General features: G+C 57.9%; 20 protein-coding genes. 19 read left to right on the top strand and 1 reads right to left on the bottom strand.

Annotated features, from left to right (window positions below; all coding sequences use genetic code 11):
- The first annotated feature begins 21 nt into the window (after positions 1-21).
- The 15 genes from ACE04A_RS00245 to ACE04A_RS00175 all read left to right on the top strand — a co-directional run bounded on the left by ACE04A_RS00245 (position 22) and on the right by ACE04A_RS00175 (position 13,515).
- Positions 22-480, top strand: a complete 459-nt coding sequence (locus ACE04A_RS00245) for a hypothetical protein (RefSeq protein ID WP_485819762.1) — start codon at positions 22-24, stop codon at positions 478-480.
- Complete coding sequence (locus tag ACE04A_RS00240; protein WP_485819761.1) at positions 477-1,322, top strand: hypothetical protein; 846 nt, start codon at positions 477-479, stop codon at positions 1,320-1,322. The genes ACE04A_RS00245 and ACE04A_RS00240 overlap by 4 nt, the downstream gene beginning before the upstream one ends.
- 7 nt (positions 1,323-1,329) lie before the next feature.
- Complete coding sequence (locus ACE04A_RS00235; RefSeq protein ID WP_485819760.1) at positions 1,330-1,884, top strand: class I SAM-dependent methyltransferase; 555 nt, start codon at positions 1,330-1,332, stop codon at positions 1,882-1,884.
- Positions 1,881-2,369 carry an HK97-gp10 family putative phage morphogenesis protein gene (locus tag ACE04A_RS00230; RefSeq protein WP_485819759.1) on the top strand — a complete coding sequence of 163 codons (489 nt, stop codon included), beginning with the start codon at positions 1,881-1,883 and terminating at the stop codon, positions 2,367-2,369. Before ACE04A_RS00235 ends, ACE04A_RS00230 begins: the two co-directional genes overlap by 4 nt.
- Positions 2,369-2,731 (top strand): DUF3168 domain-containing protein, encoded by a 363-nt coding sequence (locus ACE04A_RS00225; protein ID WP_485819758.1) that lies wholly within the window; start codon positions 2,369-2,371, stop codon positions 2,729-2,731. The genes ACE04A_RS00230 and ACE04A_RS00225 overlap by 1 nt, the downstream gene beginning before the upstream one ends.
- Positions 2,732-2,791: 60 nt before the next feature.
- A complete protein-coding gene (locus ACE04A_RS00220) occupies positions 2,792-3,262 on the top strand; it encodes a phage tail tube protein (protein WP_485819757.1) in 471 nt (156 codons plus the stop codon).
- 2 nt (positions 3,263-3,264) lie between these two features.
- Positions 3,265-3,621: a hypothetical protein gene (locus tag ACE04A_RS00215; protein WP_448717262.1), complete on the top strand. Its 357-nt coding sequence runs from the start codon at positions 3,265-3,267 to the stop codon at positions 3,619-3,621.
- An 80-nt stretch (positions 3,622-3,701) separates the two neighbouring features.
- Positions 3,702-3,914: a phage tail assembly protein T gene (locus tag ACE04A_RS00210; RefSeq protein WP_448717264.1), complete on the top strand. Its 213-nt coding sequence runs from the start codon at positions 3,702-3,704 to the stop codon at positions 3,912-3,914.
- A gap of 10 nt (positions 3,915-3,924) precedes the next feature.
- Positions 3,925-6,198 carry a phage tail length tape measure family protein gene (locus ACE04A_RS00205; RefSeq protein ID WP_485819756.1) on the top strand — a complete coding sequence of 758 codons (2,274 nt, stop codon included), beginning with the start codon at positions 3,925-3,927 and terminating at the stop codon, positions 6,196-6,198.
- Positions 6,195-6,542 (top strand): hypothetical protein, encoded by a 348-nt coding sequence (locus ACE04A_RS00200; protein WP_448717266.1) that lies wholly within the window; start codon positions 6,195-6,197, stop codon positions 6,540-6,542. The genes ACE04A_RS00205 and ACE04A_RS00200 overlap by 4 nt, the downstream gene beginning before the upstream one ends.
- A gap of 1 nt (position 6,543) precedes the next feature.
- Entirely contained in the window at positions 6,544-7,020 is a 477-nt protein-coding gene (locus tag ACE04A_RS00195; RefSeq protein ID WP_448717267.1) for a DUF1833 family protein, read from the top strand.
- The gene (locus ACE04A_RS00190; RefSeq protein WP_448717254.1) at positions 7,020-7,406 is read left to right on the top strand and encodes a hypothetical protein; all 387 of its coding nucleotides are present in this window, start codon (positions 7,020-7,022) and stop codon (positions 7,404-7,406) included. Before ACE04A_RS00195 ends, ACE04A_RS00190 begins: the two co-directional genes overlap by 1 nt.
- Positions 7,394-12,085, top strand: coding sequence for a host specificity factor TipJ family phage tail protein (locus ACE04A_RS00185; protein WP_485819755.1), 4,692 nt, complete (start codon positions 7,394-7,396; stop codon positions 12,083-12,085). The genes ACE04A_RS00190 and ACE04A_RS00185 overlap by 13 nt, the downstream gene beginning before the upstream one ends.
- 1 nt (position 12,086) lies before the next feature.
- Positions 12,087-13,127, top strand: a complete 1,041-nt coding sequence (locus ACE04A_RS00180; RefSeq protein ID WP_485819754.1) for a hypothetical protein — start codon at positions 12,087-12,089, stop codon at positions 13,125-13,127.
- A gap of 1 nt (position 13,128) precedes the next feature.
- Positions 13,129-13,515 carry a hypothetical protein gene (locus tag ACE04A_RS00175; RefSeq protein ID WP_485819753.1) on the top strand — a complete coding sequence of 129 codons (387 nt, stop codon included), beginning with the start codon at positions 13,129-13,131 and terminating at the stop codon, positions 13,513-13,515.
- A 19-nt stretch (positions 13,516-13,534) separates the two neighbouring features.
- Here ACE04A_RS00175 and ACE04A_RS00170 read toward each other — a convergent pair whose 3' ends face one another.
- Positions 13,535-14,881, bottom strand: a complete 1,347-nt coding sequence (locus ACE04A_RS00170) for an acyltransferase family protein (protein ID WP_485819752.1) — start codon at positions 14,879-14,881, stop codon at positions 13,535-13,537.
- Between the two features lie 427 nt (positions 14,882-15,308).
- On the opposite strand from ACE04A_RS00170, the gene ACE04A_RS00165 reads away from it, so the two are divergent.
- From ACE04A_RS00165 to ACE04A_RS00150, 4 genes are read left to right on the top strand one after another with little or no spacing between them, the layout of a single operon-like run.
- Entirely contained in the window at positions 15,309-15,794 is a 486-nt protein-coding gene (locus tag ACE04A_RS00165) for a glycoside hydrolase family 24 protein (RefSeq protein ID WP_485819751.1), read from the top strand.
- A gap of 2 nt (positions 15,795-15,796) precedes the next feature.
- Complete coding sequence (locus tag ACE04A_RS00160) at positions 15,797-16,138, top strand: hypothetical protein (protein WP_485819750.1); 342 nt, start codon at positions 15,797-15,799, stop codon at positions 16,136-16,138.
- Positions 16,135-16,560 carry a hypothetical protein gene (locus ACE04A_RS00155; protein WP_485819749.1) on the top strand — a complete coding sequence of 142 codons (426 nt, stop codon included), beginning with the start codon at positions 16,135-16,137 and terminating at the stop codon, positions 16,558-16,560. Before ACE04A_RS00160 ends, ACE04A_RS00155 begins: the two co-directional genes overlap by 4 nt.
- On the top strand, positions 16,557-17,045 hold the full coding sequence (locus ACE04A_RS00150; protein ID WP_485819748.1) for a hypothetical protein: 489 nt from the start codon (positions 16,557-16,559) through the stop codon (positions 17,043-17,045). Before ACE04A_RS00155 ends, ACE04A_RS00150 begins: the two co-directional genes overlap by 4 nt.
- Positions 17,046-17,163 lie beyond the last annotated feature (118 nt).

Genomic DNA, 17,163 nt, shown 5'->3' with positions numbered 1-17,163 from the left:
TTGCTGGCACCGGGTCCGAGCATGAGCCGTGACCTGGCCGAATCCATGCGCGGTAAGCGTGTAGGGGTGGTCAGCAACGTGTTTGAACTGGCCCCTTGGGCAGACTTCCTGGCCGCGAATGATCGCGCCTGGTGGAGAGCCTACCCCGAGGCAATGAACTTTGCCGGACGGCGGTTCTCCAGCAGCGAGATGCATGGCGTGGAACGCTGTAGGCCTGGCAATACGCAGTGGGCTAGCGGTGTTCTAGCGTTGCAGGTTGCGGTGAATCTCGGCGCAAGTCGGATCCGACTGTATGGCTTTGATATGCACGGGTCGCATTTCTTCGGTGAATACACAAACGGTTTGGTGAATACGAAGCCGTTCCGGCGCGCTGTGCATCTGCAACAGTTTCGAGACTGGGCACGAGCCAACAGCGGGATTGAGGTTGTGAACTGTACGCCGGGCTCGGCGCTGGATTGCTTCCCAATGGGGGCAGCTTGATCGTTCGTGGCATGAAGGGGTTAGGCGACAACATTTACCAACGCGCCTTCGTGAAGAAGCTACAAGGCCCGGTTTATCTTGAAACGCCTTGGCCGGAGTTGTACGAAGACCTGCCCGATGTGAAGTTTGTTCGTTCTGAAACGCCATTGCGGACTCAATCCAAGAACATGGCGAGACAGGACGAGGCGCGTTGGGTTAAGGCCCCGAGGGACACGACCATTTCTGTCCAGTACGGAACGGCCGGCATCGTTACCGGGATGCGTCGGTGCTTTGGGTTAACCCCTGGGGCGTTGGACTTACCAGACTTCGGCGCGTCACCAATAGCAGGGCGGTACATCGTAGTCCGACCGGCGACGGTGCGGGCTGAGTGGGTCGCGGAAGCACGTAACCCGCTGACCATGTACATCGCCGAGGCCGCTGAAGCTGCGCGGTCGGCAGGGTACAGGGTCATTTCGGTGGCGGATCTGGAGCCAGGCAAGGAATGGGCGGTGGGCAAGTTGCCCCCGGCCGACGAGGTTTATCACGGCGGTGAGTTCAGCGTCCGGCAACTCCTGGCATTGGTCCAAGGTGCTGCGGCGGTGATAGGCGGCATCGGCTGGATTCTGCCGGCCGCCATCGCTATGAAGGTGCCTGCCTGGATCATCTGCGGCGGGCAGGGCGGATTCAACGCCCCAGAACTAATTGCGGACGAGAAGTACATGGACCTGAGCCGGATTCGGTTCTCGGTCCCGGACAACCTTTGCCGGTGCCGGCAGAGACAACACAACTGCGACAAGCGAATCAAGAACCATGCAAGTGACTTTGCCGACTGGCTGCGAAGACTCCCTGATCTGGTGGCCTGAGTTGGGCATGGGGTTCCATCCCCGTCCCGCGATGGACTACACGACCAGCTATTGGGAAGAGTTCCGCCAGCGTGACTCGTCGCCGATGGGTGAACTGCTGACGGAATCGCGGTTGTGCCTGGTGCGTCGGCATTACGCTGGCCAGGTCGTGGACATTGGTATCGGTGGTGGTCGATTCGTGGAGTACGCGGCGGCTCAAGGCTATGACGTCAACGCAGAGGCCAACGATTGGTTGCGCCAGCGGAACGCCTACTGCGACCCGTACAGCCGTCCGGTGGATGCGATCACGTGCTGGGACAGCCTGGAGCACATCCCGGACCCGGGCGCGCTGCTGGCCCAAGTTCGCGAATGGGCGTTCGTTGCCATCCCGATCTTCGAAGAGGGCGATGGGGTTCCGGCAAGCCGCCACTACAAGCCCGGCGAGCACATTTGGTACTTCTCCCATCGCGGCTTGATCGACTGGATGAAGGCCCAGGGCTTTGTCTGCATGGAACACAACGACGCTGAGACGGAACTCGGCCGCGAAGGGATCCGCAGCTACGCGTTCATGAGGATCAAATGAAGGTCGAGGTCAAGCTTACCGGCGTTGACGGCGTTTTGGCCACGCTCAAAAGCTTGCCTGCCGAGATCGTGTCGAAGCGTGGCGGCCCGGTGAAGTTAGCGCTTGCGAAAGGTGCCAGGCTGATTCGCGACGAGGCCAAGAAGAATTTGCGACGTGTTATCGCCATGAACGGTGACGAGTCGACCGGCCTGCTTGAGAAGAACGTGATTTCCAGCCGAGGCAAGCCGCCCAGCACCGGAAAGGGCGAACGCTACCTGGTACGGGTGCGCCGCAAGACGTACCCGGGGAAGACCGGCAAGCCGGTGACGACGCGCGCTACTGCCAGCTTTCTGGAGTACGGGACTGAAGACCAGCCCGCGACGCCTTGGTTGCGCCCGGCTGTACGTCAGCACGGCGAAGCCGCGATCAACGTAATCACACAGGATCTGAACAAGCGCATTGAAAAGGTGGTGTCCGAGGTCGGCGCCAAGAACCGGAACAAGTAATGCTGCCAGCCGTATTTCTGACCCTTAAGACGCCCGCCGTCCTAGCGATTTTGGGCGGCGATCCCGTTCGGATCTTCCGCCACGGTGCCGCGCCCCAAGATATCGAGAAGCCGTATGTCACGTGGTTCGAAGTCGCTGGTCAGCCCTATGACCAACTGAGCGGAACTCCGTGCGGCGACTTTGACAGCGTGCAGATCGATTGCTGGTCGAAGTCCGATATGCAGGTTGAGCAACTGGCTGAGGCCGTTCGTGACGCTGTAGACGCGGCTGGTATCGCCAATCGCCTTGTCGTGAACCTCCGCGACCCCGACACCAAGCTTTTCCGAATTGGCCTTGAGGCCGATTTCATTACGTCCCGCTAAGCAGAACCCTTTTAGTCAGACTGCCCGCCTTGAGCGGGCATTTTTATTTGGAGCATCAAGATGCCGATCAAGTCTCAAGGTACCGAGCTTTTCTACGTTCGCCCCGGTTCCTCGCCGGTCTTGGTCAAGTTGCACTGCCCGACCGGCATTACGGGTCTCGGCGGGGCGGCGGACCAGGTTGAAACCACATGCCTCTCGGACACGGAAGACAAACAGTACGTCCGTGGCCTGGGTAACCCGGGCCAAGTCTCAGCCCCCGTCAACTTCGACCCGCAACAGGTCAGCCACGAAGACATGTTCGACCTGAAGCAGTCGGGCGAAACGCTGCAATGGATCATTGGTATGTCTGACGGCACGACGTTGCCGACGCTGGACTCTAACGGCGACATCGATCCGCCCGTGGGCCGCTCGAGCATCCAGTTCACTGGCTACATCGCCGACTGGGCGCTGGACTTCGCCGGCAATGACGTCGTGAAGGGCACGCTGTCGATCCAGCGCTCCGGCTCGGTCGTCTTCACCAAGAAGGCCTAAGCATGCTCAACAAGTCGTACTTCACGCCTGAGACGGTGTTCGAGAAGGAAATTGACCTGGGCGACGGCAAGCTTCAGAAATTGCACTTTCGAAAGTACAGCGGGGCGGCATTCAGCGCCTATGGTCACGCCATCCAGTCGACTGACTCCGTAGTGCATGGCAAGGCCAACGCCATTCTGATCGCGGACTGCCTGTGCGACGAAGAGGGTAACCGTGAACTAACGCTCTCACAGGCGTGTGCGCTGAACCCACTGCCGATGAAGGCACTTTTCGTCGCGGTGCTTGAGGTCAACGGTTTCACCGTCGACAAGAAGCCTACTGAAGAAGAGGAAGAGCAGGCAGATCCGGGAAACACGTAGAGGCCGGCTCCGACGACTGGTTATGGGCTGTCCTCGCAATGAGGCTTGGGGGCAGAACGATCCAGGAGTTGATGTCGGCCATGACTCAGCACGAGTTTCGGTACTGGAAGGCCTTCTATGAACGGCATCCATTCGACGACCTGCACGTGTATCACCGACCTGCGGCGCTGATCGCCCAGAGCATGGGTGGCGGCGACTTCAGCCAGAAGGTCGACTTGCTATCGAACCCGTTCATCAAAGACTACTCGGACGCGGACTTGCGCACTCTTAAGGCATTTGGCCTGAAACCCTAAGGACACCTTGATGGCAACAGCAGGCAGTATCGTCGTCGACCTGAAAATGAACACTGGGTCGTTCGAGACGGACGCCCAACGTGCGTCGAAGGCGGCCGAGAAACGCTTTAAAGAAATTGAGAAGCAGGCGAAAGACGCAGCGTCGTCTGTTAGCGGCGCCTTCACTGGCGTAGTGAGCGGGGCTATTCTCGGCATCAGTGCTGGGAGCGTCTTTCGCAAGTTCATCGAGGAGACGAAGAACGCCCAGAATGAACAGGCCCAGTTGGCGGCTGTTCTCAAATCCACGGGCAATGCGGCCGGCTTTACCGCATCTGAACTGAACAAGATGGCCAGTGGTATGGCCGGCTTTGTTAGCGAAGGCGACATCAACCGTGCTCAAACCCGTTTGCTTTCCTATACGGGAGTGGTAGGGGAAGAATTCCCGAGGGCGCTCCAGGCCGCCATCGATATGTCCGTTCGTTTGGGCATGACGGTTGAGCAGTCGGCAGAAACCGTGGGCAAGGCCCTTGATGTGCCAAGCAAGGGCTTGGACGCTCTTTCTAAGCAGGGTTTCCGGTTTACGGAAGAACAGAAGAAGTTGGTCGAATCTCTGGAGTCCACCGGCCGTGTTGCGGAGGCTCAAGACGTAGTGTTGAAGGCGTTGGAGTCTTCCTACGGAGGCGCCGCTGAAGCCGCACGGGGCACCCTGGGAGGTGCCCTTCAGGCCCTTCAAAATCAGATCGATGATCTGATGACCGGCGACGATGGAAGCGTCAATGGGTTGACCAACAGCGTAAACGCCCTCACGGACACTCTCGCTTCAGACGAAACAAAAGCGTCTTTTGCTGCTTTTGTGGGTCTACTGGCGGAGATGGCCAGGCAGGTAGTAACGACTGCCAACGTCATAAACTCGACGTCATTTGTCGGGTGGCTTCAGGTCTCTGGCGCGGAGCAAGACAATGCCGACAAGGCAATTGCTGACCTTGACGAGAAGCTGGGACGTCTTCGGGACATGAGAAAGAACCTCGATCCCGAGGCGTCGTTCACGAACCGAGTGAATGACATTCTTTACGGAGACGTTGGGGACCTTGATCGGCAAATCGCCGCAGCTGAGAAGAAGCGCGAGGCCCTCATGGTTTATATGCGCAGCGCCCCGAATCCATATGCGAGCGTGGGCGAAACCGGAGGATCACCGTTAACGACGGTCGACCCCATTGTAGTCACGGGAAGCTCGCCCGCCGCTGCTGCTAAGTCGGGCAAGAGCAGCGTTGACCAGGGTCAGAAGCTGATCGATCAGATGAACCAGCGCATCGCCCTGATCGGGAAGGAAACCGAGTACGAAAAGTTGCTGGAGCAGGTCCGCATCGGCTCGGTGACGTTCAAGACGGAGGCCCAGAAGAACGAGGCGCTCGCATCGGCTCAAACGTTGGACTTCATCAACGAACAAACGAAGGCTTACGAAGAATCTCAAAAGCAAGCCGCCGCGTTGTCCAAGGTGCTGGACGAGCTTTATCCGGATCAAGCGGCAACCAACGACTACTTGTCGAAGCTGACGCTGCTGACCGAAGGACTGAACAACGGCACGTTGTCCGTCGAGCAGTACTACGAAGCCGTTGACAAGCTCGAAGAGAAGTTCGGCGAGACCACCGACGGTATGTCTGAGTTTGCTGTACAGGCGGCGCGCAATATTCAAGACGCGATGGGCGACACCCTGGAAGACGTCTTGAGCGGCAACTTCGACAACATCGGATCGAAGTTCGCCGACATGATCGTGAAGATGGCTGCGAATGCTGCTGCCGCCAACTTGGCTCAGGCGCTGTTTGGCGACTTCGGTAAGTCTGGTCAGATCGGCGGCCTTCTTGGTACAGCCTTTGCGGGCCTTTTCGTAGGCGGCGGATCTGCTCCGACCGCTGGCCAGTTGGCCTCTTCAACCCAAGGAGTCAATGCCGGATTGCCGCTCGCATTCGCAGATGGCGGATATACCGGCGCAGGCGGCAAGTACGACCCAGCAGGCATCGTGCACGCTGGCGAATATGTGATCCCAGCTGATGCCACCCGTAGGCTCGGTGTCGGGTTTCTGGACCGCCTCAAGGGATATGCGGATGGCGGCTATGTGGGCGCCGGTTCGATGCCGTCCGTGGCGGGCTCCAACACCCGCGTTGAGATCGTGAACAACGGAACTCCGCAGCAAGTGTCCAGTGCTAACCGATCCTTCGACGCGCAAGGCGAAGTGATCCGCATCGTAGTGCGTGATATCCAACGCAACGGTGATACGGCTAAGGCTATCAAGGGGATGCCAGCATGAGCGTGTTCCCCGCGTACGCAAAGATCCTTCTGTCCGGCTTTACTGAAGAGGCTGATTACGGAGTTCTGCGGACCGAGATGGATAGCGGCATCGCTAAGCAACGCCCAACACGGTCATTGGCGATCGTTCGCCGCACGGTGACCATTCACGTCGATTCGGTTGCCGAAAAGATTGCATTTGACCAGTGGCGGAGGGTGGATCTTGCTGGCAGTACTGGCTGGTTTGATTGGGTCGATCCTTTGGACGGCATAACCAAGCAAGCGCGGATTGTTGACGGAACGCTCCAGTGGTCGAGCCCCGGAAAGGTCTGGCGCGCGTCCGGCCAGATAGAGACGGTGGGTTGATATGCCGGTCAACTATTCGGATGCCGCCCAGCAAAACTTACTTGCTACGAGCGCGGACGAGCCGTTCCTTGTTGCCGTAGAGATCCTGCACCCTGATCTGGTAGTCCCTGCTCGATTTGTCAACGACAGCCAGAACATAACTATTCAAGGCGACGAGTATTTCGCCACCGCATTCCGCGTAGCGCTGCCGGATGACAAAGAGCAGCAGCTACCTCAAGCGCGTCTTGAGGTGGACAACGTTGGGCGCGAACTGACGCAATGGCTTGAGTTCAGCAGGGGCGGGAAAGGTGCGCGTTGCAGAATCATTCAGGTACTCCGCAGTGACCCCAACCTTATCGAATTCGACATGACGATGGACCTTACGGGCCTGGTCGTGAACAACTTGGTGGTCAGCGGAGTCCTGGGGTACCAGAACACATTGGGGCAAAGCGCTGTGGCCGTGCGCTACGACCCTAAGACGGCGCCGGGTCTGTGGTGATGCACTGGTCGGATAAGTACGTCGGCTTGCCTTACGTTCCGGAAACTGGAGATTGTGCGGCCCTTGCTGCCAGAGTGTCGGCCGAAGTATTCGGCATTCGACCTCTTCTCCCGGTTTCGCATGCTCAAACTCTGCGCGATCAGTCGGCGCAAATTATCGAATGCAGGGAGGATCTGGCCGAGCGCGTCGAAAACGCGACTGACGGATGCCCGGCATTGTTTATCGGTCGAGGACGGCTCTGCCACATCGGCGTCATGTGTTGGATTGCTCACGAATGGTGGGTTCTCCACGCGGACAAGTCGGCCGGCTCAGTCATCCGTCAGCGTTTACGAGATATGACGCGCATTCACTTCAAGCTTGAGGGGTATTACCGGTGGAAGTCGTAAAGTCTACCCCGTCGCTTGTCCACCTTCCGCATCCGGTGACTGCCAATGGAAAGAGCCTCTGCTACGCGGCGTTTCTGCCCGGCGAGACTTTGGGAGCTTACTTAGACCGTATCGGGCTGAGGGTGGTCGAAGCTCCGATGGATGTCTGGCAGAACGGAAGGCGAGTGCCCTCTGCTCTCTGGCGCCGACTCATCCCTCGGCAGGGCGACCAGATCATTGTTCGCGCCAAGATGGAAGGCGGCGGCGGTGGTGGCAAGATCTTGCGCACGGTGGCGCTCGTCGCTCTGGTCATCGTCAGCGCTGGTTATGGCGCGGCTTTAGGAGGGGCGCTTGGGTTTACGGGTGCTACAGCGGGAGCGATTGGAAGTAGCGTGATCATGTTGGCTGGAACGGTCTTGATCAATGCGCTTCTTCCGATGCCCCTGCCTACCGCCGCCAAGTTGGGCGCTGGCCAGAAATACGAGTCGAGTCCGACGTACGCGATCCAGGGAGGACGCAACCGACCCCGCCCTTGGGAGCCGCTACCAATAATCATGGGGCGCCATAGGATTGTTCCCGACCTAGGCGCGAATACGTGGACGAACCAGCTAGGCGATGATCAGTTCCTGAATCAGGTCTTCAATTTTGGCCTGCAAGGGATGGATCTGAATCTTCGTGATTTCAAGATTGGAAACACGCCGATTGAGTCGTACGACGGGGTTCAAATGCAGCGGGCCGGGCCCGATGGAGTTTTGTCCATGTTCCCTGGGAATGTGGATACGCTTCAAGGCTTTTCTCTAAATTCTGCTGACGGCTGGCAGAGTCGCACAACGCCTCCTTCCGTTTACTCCATCACCGTCGAATTGGCATCTCGCCTATTCAGAGTAGCGGATGACGGTTCGATGGAAAGCCGGCGCGTGGACTTCCGGATCCAGTATCGCCAGGTAGGCGCGACCGATTGGTTAGAACTCGGTTATATCGATGCGGTGTATGCCACGCATTACTGGTCTGCGCGCCTGTCCCCCGGGTGGGGTACCCAGGTCGTCATGGGCACGACGAACTTCGGAGACCACACGGAGGGGGAACTATATGTGCAAGAAGACCCTATTACCGGGCAGACCATCGTAGCTAGATGGCAATGGGTCCCTCATCCTTTCCAACTGGGTCAGCCTTGGCAGGGTATCGCACCTGATCCTATGGTGATCCCTGGTAGCCCTGGCTATCGCCTATGGGGGAATCGGCAAGAGCCTACACGCGCCCAAATAAACTGGGATGTCCCAGGTGCGCAAGGACGGCAGTTCGAAGTCCGAGTGATGAAGGTGACTCCGGATGTCAACGATAGTCGCGAGTCAAACGAGACTGCGGTGAGTCAAATCCTCGCATATCAAGGAGACCCCGCTGACTACACTGGCCAAGCTCGGATCGCTCTTCGAATAAAGGCGACCGGGCAGTTGAACGGCGCCGTAGACGAATTTAGCGCGATCGGTAGCGCAATATGCCCCGTTTGGAATGGCAGCAGTTGGGTGAATCAGGAGACGTCCAATCCGGCGTGGTGGTTTCTATGGTTTGCCAGGGGCCGTCGAGACCCTTCCGGACGCCGCATGTATGGAGTTGGCCTAGCGGATTCCGACATCGACATCGAGGGTATCAAAGCGTGGGCCGCATGGTGTGATGCGAACCGTTTGACGTTTAACTATGTGCTGGACCGCAAGGTCAGTTCGGCCGATGCTCTCGACACCATCGCCAGAGCGGGTCGCGCAGCGAAGACGCAGCAGACGGGCAAGCTTGGGGTGGTATGGAACGCTGAGAATTTGCCAGAAGTGGCCACGTTTGGCCCCTTCAATATCAGGGCTGGTTCGTTCCAGTTGGCATACACCAACGAATCGACTGTGGACGAAATCGTCCTCAGCTTTGTGGACGAAGCGAGAAATTGGACTCTCAATGAAGTTCGGGTAACAGTGCCTGGTGCGGCGGCAACCAACAACCCTTTGCAGTTAGATCTTGACGGGTGCACCAACGTTGACATGGCGGGCCGAGAGGCAAATCTCATTGCCGCTTCTCAGGTCTGGCACCGTAGACGTGCGACTTTTGAGACAGACATCGAAGGCTTCGTTGCGACTAAAGGCGACGTCATCCGTCTTACCCACGATCTAACCGTGTGGGGTTACTCCGGCCGCATGATGCCTGGAAGCTCAAGTGGCTCCGGCTCCGTTCTGCCCAAGGTTGTGCTCGACAGCCAGGTTCCGTCCGATGGCAATGGGATCGCCCTGTTGCGAGATCCGGCAGGGAATATGAAAGTGGTGTCTGTGACGTCTGCCGTGGGAGAGGTGACAGAGTTTCAGATAGTCACCGATTTGGGCGGCTTCAAGATGCCCGGCGACGCGCCTTACGAGGACGTGACTGCCCTGGATTGGGTGTGGCAGTTCGGGCCGCTAGAGATGCCCGGAAGGCGGTTCAAGATCACCAGCGTTGAGCCGTCAGCGGAAGGGGTGAAGTTCTCGGCCATAGACGATGACCCTGGGTACTACGCAAGCGAGAACAATCCCTACATCTACACGCCGCCCAGGGATGGGGCTTTGCTCGGTGGAGTGATCTTCTCCGTACGTTTCAACGAAGCAATTCGCAGCGTACAGAACGACTCCATTGATGTGCAAATTGACTGGACCATCTCCATTTCAAGCCGGGTCCAGATCAACTATTCGATCAATGGCATTGCGCAGCAGCCGTTCACGACTGAAGCACGACAGGCGACCATTTCGGCGAAGACCGGTGATGTCATTGTCGCGACTATTCGGCCTATCAACGCCGTCGGAACGGGGCAGCCGTTCACCGCGACTTATACGGTTCAAGGTCTGCTTTCTCCGCTGCCTGCGCTGACTGGGCTGACAAGCGTCTTCAGAGATGGGCTTACCACACTCGTCTGGAACCCTGTCGTTGATATCCGTCAGCCGGACTATGAGGTTCGGCTGGGCAGTTCGTGGGCAAATTCCCGAACCGTCGGAACGACGCGCAACCTGGACATGTTGGCTGTTGGAAATGGTACGTACTTTGTTGCGGCACGGTTCCAGGCCCAAGGGGTGACGATTTACGGGCCGGCAGATAGCGTGCAGATTGCTGGTGCGGTATTGGTTCGAAACGTGCTTGTGACCGTGCAAGAAGACCCGGAGTGGACTGGAATTCTGGAGTCGGTGACTGAGGACGTTGATGTCACCACGCCGGAAGTGTTCGGAATCGGGGATGGTGTCCAGACACAGTTCCAATTGCCGGTGGACGATCTCATCGGAAACCCCTCTATCTGGCGGCAGGACTGGCAAGGGAATCAGCGGCTTTATCCGACCGAGCGAACGAATGCCATTAAGGCAAGCGCATATGACGCGGCGAAATGGACGATCGTCGCTGGTATGGTCGTTAGTCCGTTGGGCCTGCCTTCCCCGGATGGGGGAAGCGCTTCCGGATTTTTCACAACGACAGTCCCCGGTGGGGGGGGGTCATATACGTTCCCATCGACATCTGTGGACTCTGCTTATGTAGCAGGGCAAACATATACCGCGTCAGTGTATTTCAAACCAGATGCGGCTATGCCGAGTAGACGTGTCCGCGTGGTACTGAGCGGTAATGCTTTCGGATCTAACCGGTGGGTAAATTTTGACATTTCCTCTGGCGCTATTTCAACTTCCGGAGGGAGTTCAACGCCTCAGTCGTATGGTTCTGAACCGATCGGAGGTGGATGGTTCAGAGTTTGGGTCACCCATACAGCCGCCACTACTATCTCCACATTCCCCCCTCTGATCTGGTACTTGGATAATGTACTTCCAGGCCAGGGAGTGCAGTTTTGGGGCGCTCAATTGGAGGCGGGGACCGCCGCAACTCCGTACATTCCCACAAATGGCGTTGCAGTTTCCGTCACCGACTACTCCGCGTCGCCCACCGGCCTGATCACCATGGGCCAGGTACCAGTAAGCGGCGCATCCCTGACCTGGACCGGAACGGGAACAAGGCAGGTCCAACGGGCATTTGTTTTTGATGGCGAGCTCACGCTTGCTCCGCTTGGGGATCTTCTTGAAAGCCCGGACATCCTTGCCCTAGACGACGTGCTTTGGTACGGCGGGGTTGCGAGCCGAGGGACGTACGAGACCGCCACGTCAAACATCGTCGACATCGGCTATGTGGCGCCCGTTAGGGTGGATTTCGAGATCGATGCCTATGCGCTGAACTTCGGAGAGAACTTCCTTGCCATCGTCGACGTGCTGTCAGAGACCGACATCCTCAACGCATCAAATCTCCAGCATTACAAAGTTAGCCCGCAGATCCAGTTTGCTGGTGATGACGGGGTTTTTGGGGATTGGCAAGACTACATACCCGGGACCATTAACGCCAGGTACTTCAACGTTCGCTTAGTGCTCGAAACGGATGATCCACTGATCGTTCCGTTTGTCCGGCACTTCTCATGGTCCATCGATGTCCCGGATTTGGTGCAGTCAGGGACGGCAATCACCGTTCCGTCGGGGGGCTTGCGCATCGAGTTCCTCAAGCACTTTCATATGAAGCCCAATCTTCAGGTCACGATCATCGATGCCTTGGAGGGTGATCGGTCTGCCATCCAGCAGGATGTGGACCCAGAAACGGGCTTCGATATTCAGATGTTCAACAATGCGACTCCTGTCGAGCGCGTAGTCAATTGGCTAGCACAAGGGTACTGACATGCAAGAACCTATCGCAATTTCGCAGACACCGCCGCTACCCGGCCTTCAACTGGTGCAGCAAGCTAATGCTGCAATCGCAACTGTGGCGACAGATTTCGCGGGGTCGTCAGACCCTGCCGCGCTCGCTGCTCCGTTCATGACGTGGGCCAACACTTCCACGGGGCAGGTGTTCCGCCGGAACGCTGCCGGTTCTGCCTGGGTTGAAGTGGGCCGGGTGTTTGAGCGCCCCTTCTATCAAAGCGATGCGGCTAGCGGGTTGATCCCCACCGGCGGTTTCAAGAACCTCTTGATCAACAGCAAATTTGGCGTCAACCAACGGAATGTCTCGGGGGCTGTCACGCTCGCTGCCGGTGCTTACGGACATGACCGTTGGAAGGCCGGTAGTGGCGGATGTACGTATACGTTTTCCACGTCGGCAGGCATCACCACGCTCACTATCACGGCAGGGACGCTAGTTCAGGTCATCGAGGGGAACAACCTTCGATCTGGCACTCATGTGTTGGGCTGGGACGGAACTGCTACGGGTCGCATCGCCACGGGCGGGTATGCGGCAAGTCCCGTAACCGGTACGGCAACCGGTGGTACGAACCTAAGTATCGAGTTCGGAACGGGAACATTGTCCCTACCTCAGTTGGAAGAGGGATCGAATCGCACCCGGTTTGAAACCCGGCCGGTGGCGGTAGAGCTGTTGCTATGCCAGCGGTACGGGTTTGCACTGGCCAACACCATCCCGACGTCGACACCGGCGATATGTAATGTGGCGTTCGTCACGGCAAACACCATTGCGATGGGAACCGTTAAGTACCCCACTGAAATGCGAGCTTCCCCTACATTTAGCTTCGTGAACGGAAACGCTAACTCGCTGGCTGTTATCGGCAGTGGTGGTGGAGATATCGCGTGCACGGCCTTGTCGGCGGATTTTCTTGGGTCTACTTCGTGCCGCGTGACCGCTACCATTGGCTCCCCGCTTACCCAAGGCTTCTCCACCATCCTGCATATAGTCACTTTCCCAATTCTTTTCTGGTCTGCGGAGCTTTGACATGTACCAAGTCCTTGACGAAATGCGCATTCGCCGTGTGAGCGACGAAGCAATCATCCCGGTAAATACGGATAACACGGATTACCAGCGATATCTCGAATGGCTGGAGGGAGGAGGCGTCCCCCAGCCCGCTGAGCCCACCGGGCCACATGTCCCGCAGTCTGCCTCTCGTTATCAGGCCCGTGCTGCGCTGCTCGAGGCTGGGCTACTCAATGATGTTGAAGACCATTTCGCCGCGTTGCCCGATAGCAGCTTGATGAAGTTGGCATGGAAGGAGGCGCCCACAGTGCTGCGGACCAGTGATGCGGTATCTAGCGCTGCAGCCGCGCTAGGCATCACGGGCGAGCAACTGGACGCGCTCTTCATCCGGGCCAACGAGTTTGTGTGAACGCAGTCAATAGAAGAGCCTAGGCCGCGCTGGGCTTTTCCGACGCATCCGTATACTTCTTGCGGAGTTTAAGGAAAGGTTCCTCTATCACCCCGTAGGTGACCATGCACACCAGAACAGTGGCTGGCATTGTCAACATCGTCGCATGGACGAGAAGCTCACTCAATGAGCCTTGAGTGAGCCCGGTAGGTGCCCAAATATTCTGTGTGATTTCGATGACGACGTAGTGCAGGCAGTAAATGGAGAAACTGAGCTGTCCAAGCCTGGCGAGCGGCATGTCGATTGATGGCGGGATTGCCAGATTCGCATGCCCGTAGGCCACGATAACCGCGCCCCACACTACCGCCTCGATGGCGAACCAGAAAACCATGAAGCTGGTGTTTAGCTTTCCGGCCAATCCGGCGTTTCCACCGAACCATGACATCCCGGCTGCCGCAACCACTATTGCGGCGATCAGATAGAGTGGAGAAAGGGAAAGGCCCGGTTTGATGAATTTCTTGGCTAAGATGGCCAGCATCATGCCCACCAAGAATTGATCCATTCGTCCCAGCAGGGTCAGGTATCCAACATTTGTCACCGACCCATTCCCAGCCCAATACGCGTACTTGAAAAACAAGAAGATCGCCAGCACGCCAAATAGATAGCGGACCCCGTACTTAGTGGCGAAGAGCAAAAGGAACGGGAAGATTAGATAGAACTGTAGCTCAACGGCGACGGTCCAAAGATGGCCGAAATTCTGCATAGGAACGTTGGCCAGGCCGCTCACGAAAGGGAAAATCAGGGAAAGCGACTGCTCAAAGGTGTAGGCGTTCTTCCAGCCGGACAGCATGTAGATCACACAGAGCAGGTAAAGCGGGTAGATCCGCAAAAGCCTGCTTCTCAAGAACTCGAAATAGTTCAGATGCTTGCCCCAGCCGATGCTTGTAAGCAGGTAGCCGCTTAAAACCATGAATAGAGCAACCCCAGTGTGCCCTTGCTCAATGAATGCTCTGAAAGGATTGTAGGATGCCCGCCCCAGGCCGAAGGCTCCTGTGTGCATGTGGTAGTAGACAACGAGAGCGGCTGCGATAAAGCGAAGATGGTCAAGGCGTGAAGAGTAGGCAATGTTCTTCGATTCAAAGGCATGCCCTTGGACAGCCCCAATAAGGCCGCCGTGGCGGAACAACGCAGCCAAGACAAGGAATGAGGTCAAGAAGATCGATGCCATCAGGGACCAGCCCCATACGGCTTTTGCGGACGTAGTGCCAATCAGCAGGTCGTCCGCCTTTATCGTGATGGGGATATCAAGGGACGCGTAGAGGTCGTAGTACGAAGTGTTATCGCCAGCCGTGACCAAAGCCCCCCCCGACCAAGGGCTACGAATCATTGTGATAGCTCGAGGTTGGCCTGGCGGGAACGTTATGGTTAGCGGTGCGGAAGGGTCGCCAGTGGAAATCAGGCGGTCGCCTTTGTCGAGCCATTTAGTGGGATTCGCGCTTATCTGGTGACGCTCCTTTAGGAGCCAGACCTCCGATTTCCCGGCTGGGTTGCGACTAGTAGTTGGGGTTATGACAACAGACGAGACGGAGCCCCCAAAGAACTCAGGAGCAAGGCGTGGACTTATCACCGCAGCGCCCATGTACGCAATGAACATAGAGAAAAAGGCTGCCCAAACAAGTTGAGTCGCACTTGCGTTGCGGTTAGTCATTGGTGACCCATGGCATAAGCGATGGCCGATTATATGGGGAGCTATCCCGTACTAAGGAAATCCCTAACGCCCGCCCCGCGCGGGCTTTTTTACGTCTGGAGGAATCATGGCAAGGGTGAGCGAGAAAGAGGCAGGCGGCCGGAATGTGCTGGCGTTCCTTGACATGCTAGCCGTGTCCGAGGGGACCGACGATGGTCGGCAGCCGACGAAGGATGACGGCTACGACGTGCTGGTGGGCGGCAATCTGTTCACCGGCTACGACGATCACCCCAACGTGCTGGTCAAGTTGAGCCCGACGCTTTCGTCCACCGCAGCGGGGCGCTACCAGATCCTGTATCGGTATTGGCCGCACTACAAGGCGATGTTGAAGCTGCCTGACTTCAGCCCTCTATCGCAGGACCGCTACGCCATTCAGCAGATCAAGGAGCGCCGCGCCATCGCAGATATTCAGGCCGGGCGGTTCGACGAGGCCGTGGCCAAGGTCCGCAACATATGGGCCTCGTTGCCCGGGGCCGGGTACGGACAGCACGAACAGAAAATCGAGCGCCTACGCGACGCATACGTGCGCGCGGGCGGAACCATCGCGGGGTAAGGATGGAAAGTTGGCAGACGTATGCCTATGGCGTCTTGGGGGCTGGGGGTCTTGCCATTTTGGGTCGCTGGGTCGTCCCAATTCTCAAGAGCAATCTAGAAGCCGCGCTGGGCAGCAGCACTTCAACTCGTGACACGATTTCACTGCTTCAACAGGAGCGTGACCACTGGAAGGATATTGCCCAGCAGGAGCGGGAGCGTGCCGACCAGCTCATGGAGATGAAAGCTCAGTTCGAACTGGTCAAGTACCAACTGGAAATTTCGAACCAACGGAATGCGGATCTCATCAGCGAGGTTGCATCTCTGCGTACAGAGGTTGCGGCCCTCAAGGAGCGTAGCAAATGAACTTTGGAATTAGGGGGTGGTGCACTGGAAATCGCCAGCGTCTTTCGTACATCGCGAGCATGACCAAGTTTTGGACGTTGTTCTTGTGCTTGATCGCGTTCGGTTTCGGCGCGGGGCTGGTGTACGAGAAGCTCCAGTCGACCGTCAAGATCGACAGGCTCATAACGCTTGTAGAGCAGAAGATTCCATCGGCTGTCAGCAAGCTTGACGAGGCTGCGGAACAGGTGAAAGAGAACACTGGAATGCTGGAAAAAGCGTCTCAGCAAGCCAAGACTGCCACGAGCACGGCGAAGAATGCCGCTACTCATGCAAGGTCAGCAGCCAAGTCGGCAAGCACCGCAGTAAAAAAAGTGGAGGAAGCGCTTACGCCCACTGCGCCCACGCCGCCCGCCCGCGTTCCTGACTGGTTGAATACGCCATGAATCCGCTGCTGCGTGCCGCGCTTCCCTATCTGATCGGTGCCGGGGCGCTGCTGGCCTTGGGCCTCGGTGTGGCTTGGTACGGGTCGCATCGGGAAGCAGAAGGTGTCACGCGCACGCAACTGGAGGCGGCAGCCAATGCCCGCCAGATCGAGGCGCAGTACCGGCGCCAGGAACAGGAAGTGGTGGCCGACTACACGAGCCGCCTGGAGAAAGCCCATGAAGCCACCCGCCTATCGAATGCTGAGCGCGATCTTGCTGCTGGCACTGCTGGCAGCCTGCGGGACGCCATCGCAGCCCAGCGTGCCCGAGCCGCCCAAGCTGCCGCCCGCGCCGGCCTCTCTGAGCAAGCAGCTACCCGAGCCTGGGATGTTCTCAAAACGTGCACGGACGAATATGCAGCGCTGGCAGCAGATGCTGACCGAACCGTCGACGGACTGAGGGACGGGCACGCCTGGGCAAGTGCGGTAGCCAAGGCCAAACGTTAAGTCTCCTGCGGCCCTCGATCCTTCACCAGCTTGATTTCATCGTCCGCCCCTATCTCCCGCACCCATGCGCCGCAGCCCTCGTCTGGGTAGACAGGGGCGATGCGGTGGGCAGGATCGA

This window comes from Achromobacter colocynthidis, from assembly GCF_057334535.1.
This window is presented reverse-complemented; position numbering and strand designations above follow the sequence as displayed.

What these genes read in the sequence shown, in the direction of transcription:
- ACE04A_RS00225 (WP_485819758.1), top strand. Translation starts at nt 2,369, where the DNA reads ATGCTGCCAGCCGTATTTCTGACCCTTAAGACGCCCGCCGTCCTAGCG.
- ACE04A_RS00160 (WP_485819750.1), top strand. Translation starts at nt 15,797, where the DNA reads ATGGAAAGTTGGCAGACGTATGCCTATGGCGTCTTGGGGGCTGGGGGT.
- ACE04A_RS00200 (WP_448717266.1), top strand. Translation starts at nt 6,195, where the DNA reads ATGAGCGTGTTCCCCGCGTACGCAAAGATCCTTCTGTCCGGCTTTACT.
- ACE04A_RS00190 (WP_448717254.1), top strand. Translation starts at nt 7,020, where the DNA reads ATGCACTGGTCGGATAAGTACGTCGGCTTGCCTTACGTTCCGGAAACT.
- ACE04A_RS00180 (WP_485819754.1), top strand. Translation starts at nt 12,087, where the DNA reads ATGCAAGAACCTATCGCAATTTCGCAGACACCGCCGCTACCCGGCCTT.
- ACE04A_RS00175 (WP_485819753.1), top strand. Translation starts at nt 13,129, where the DNA reads ATGTACCAAGTCCTTGACGAAATGCGCATTCGCCGTGTGAGCGACGAA.
- ACE04A_RS00150 (WP_485819748.1), top strand. Translation starts at nt 16,557, where the DNA reads ATGAATCCGCTGCTGCGTGCCGCGCTTCCCTATCTGATCGGTGCCGGG.
- ACE04A_RS00205 (WP_485819756.1), top strand. Translation starts at nt 3,925, where the DNA reads ATGGCAACAGCAGGCAGTATCGTCGTCGACCTGAAAATGAACACTGGG.
- ACE04A_RS00235 (WP_485819760.1), top strand. Translation starts at nt 1,330, where the DNA reads ATGGGGTTCCATCCCCGTCCCGCGATGGACTACACGACCAGCTATTGG.
- ACE04A_RS00195 (WP_448717267.1), top strand. Translation starts at nt 6,544, where the DNA reads ATGCCGGTCAACTATTCGGATGCCGCCCAGCAAAACTTACTTGCTACG.
- ACE04A_RS00165 (WP_485819751.1), top strand. Translation starts at nt 15,309, where the DNA reads ATGGCAAGGGTGAGCGAGAAAGAGGCAGGCGGCCGGAATGTGCTGGCG.
- ACE04A_RS00170 (WP_485819752.1), bottom strand. Translation starts at nt 14,881, where the DNA reads ATGATTCGTAGCCCTTGGTCGGGGGGGGCTTTGGTCACGGCTGGCGAT.
- ACE04A_RS00245 (WP_485819762.1), top strand. Translation starts at nt 22, where the DNA reads ATGAGCCGTGACCTGGCCGAATCCATGCGCGGTAAGCGTGTAGGGGTG.
- ACE04A_RS00215 (WP_448717262.1), top strand. Translation starts at nt 3,265, where the DNA reads ATGCTCAACAAGTCGTACTTCACGCCTGAGACGGTGTTCGAGAAGGAA.
- ACE04A_RS00220 (WP_485819757.1), top strand. Translation starts at nt 2,792, where the DNA reads ATGCCGATCAAGTCTCAAGGTACCGAGCTTTTCTACGTTCGCCCCGGT.
- ACE04A_RS00210 (WP_448717264.1), top strand. Translation starts at nt 3,702, where the DNA reads ATGACTCAGCACGAGTTTCGGTACTGGAAGGCCTTCTATGAACGGCAT.
- ACE04A_RS00230 (WP_485819759.1), top strand. Translation starts at nt 1,881, where the DNA reads ATGAAGGTCGAGGTCAAGCTTACCGGCGTTGACGGCGTTTTGGCCACG.
- ACE04A_RS00155 (WP_485819749.1), top strand. Translation starts at nt 16,135, where the DNA reads ATGAACTTTGGAATTAGGGGGTGGTGCACTGGAAATCGCCAGCGTCTT.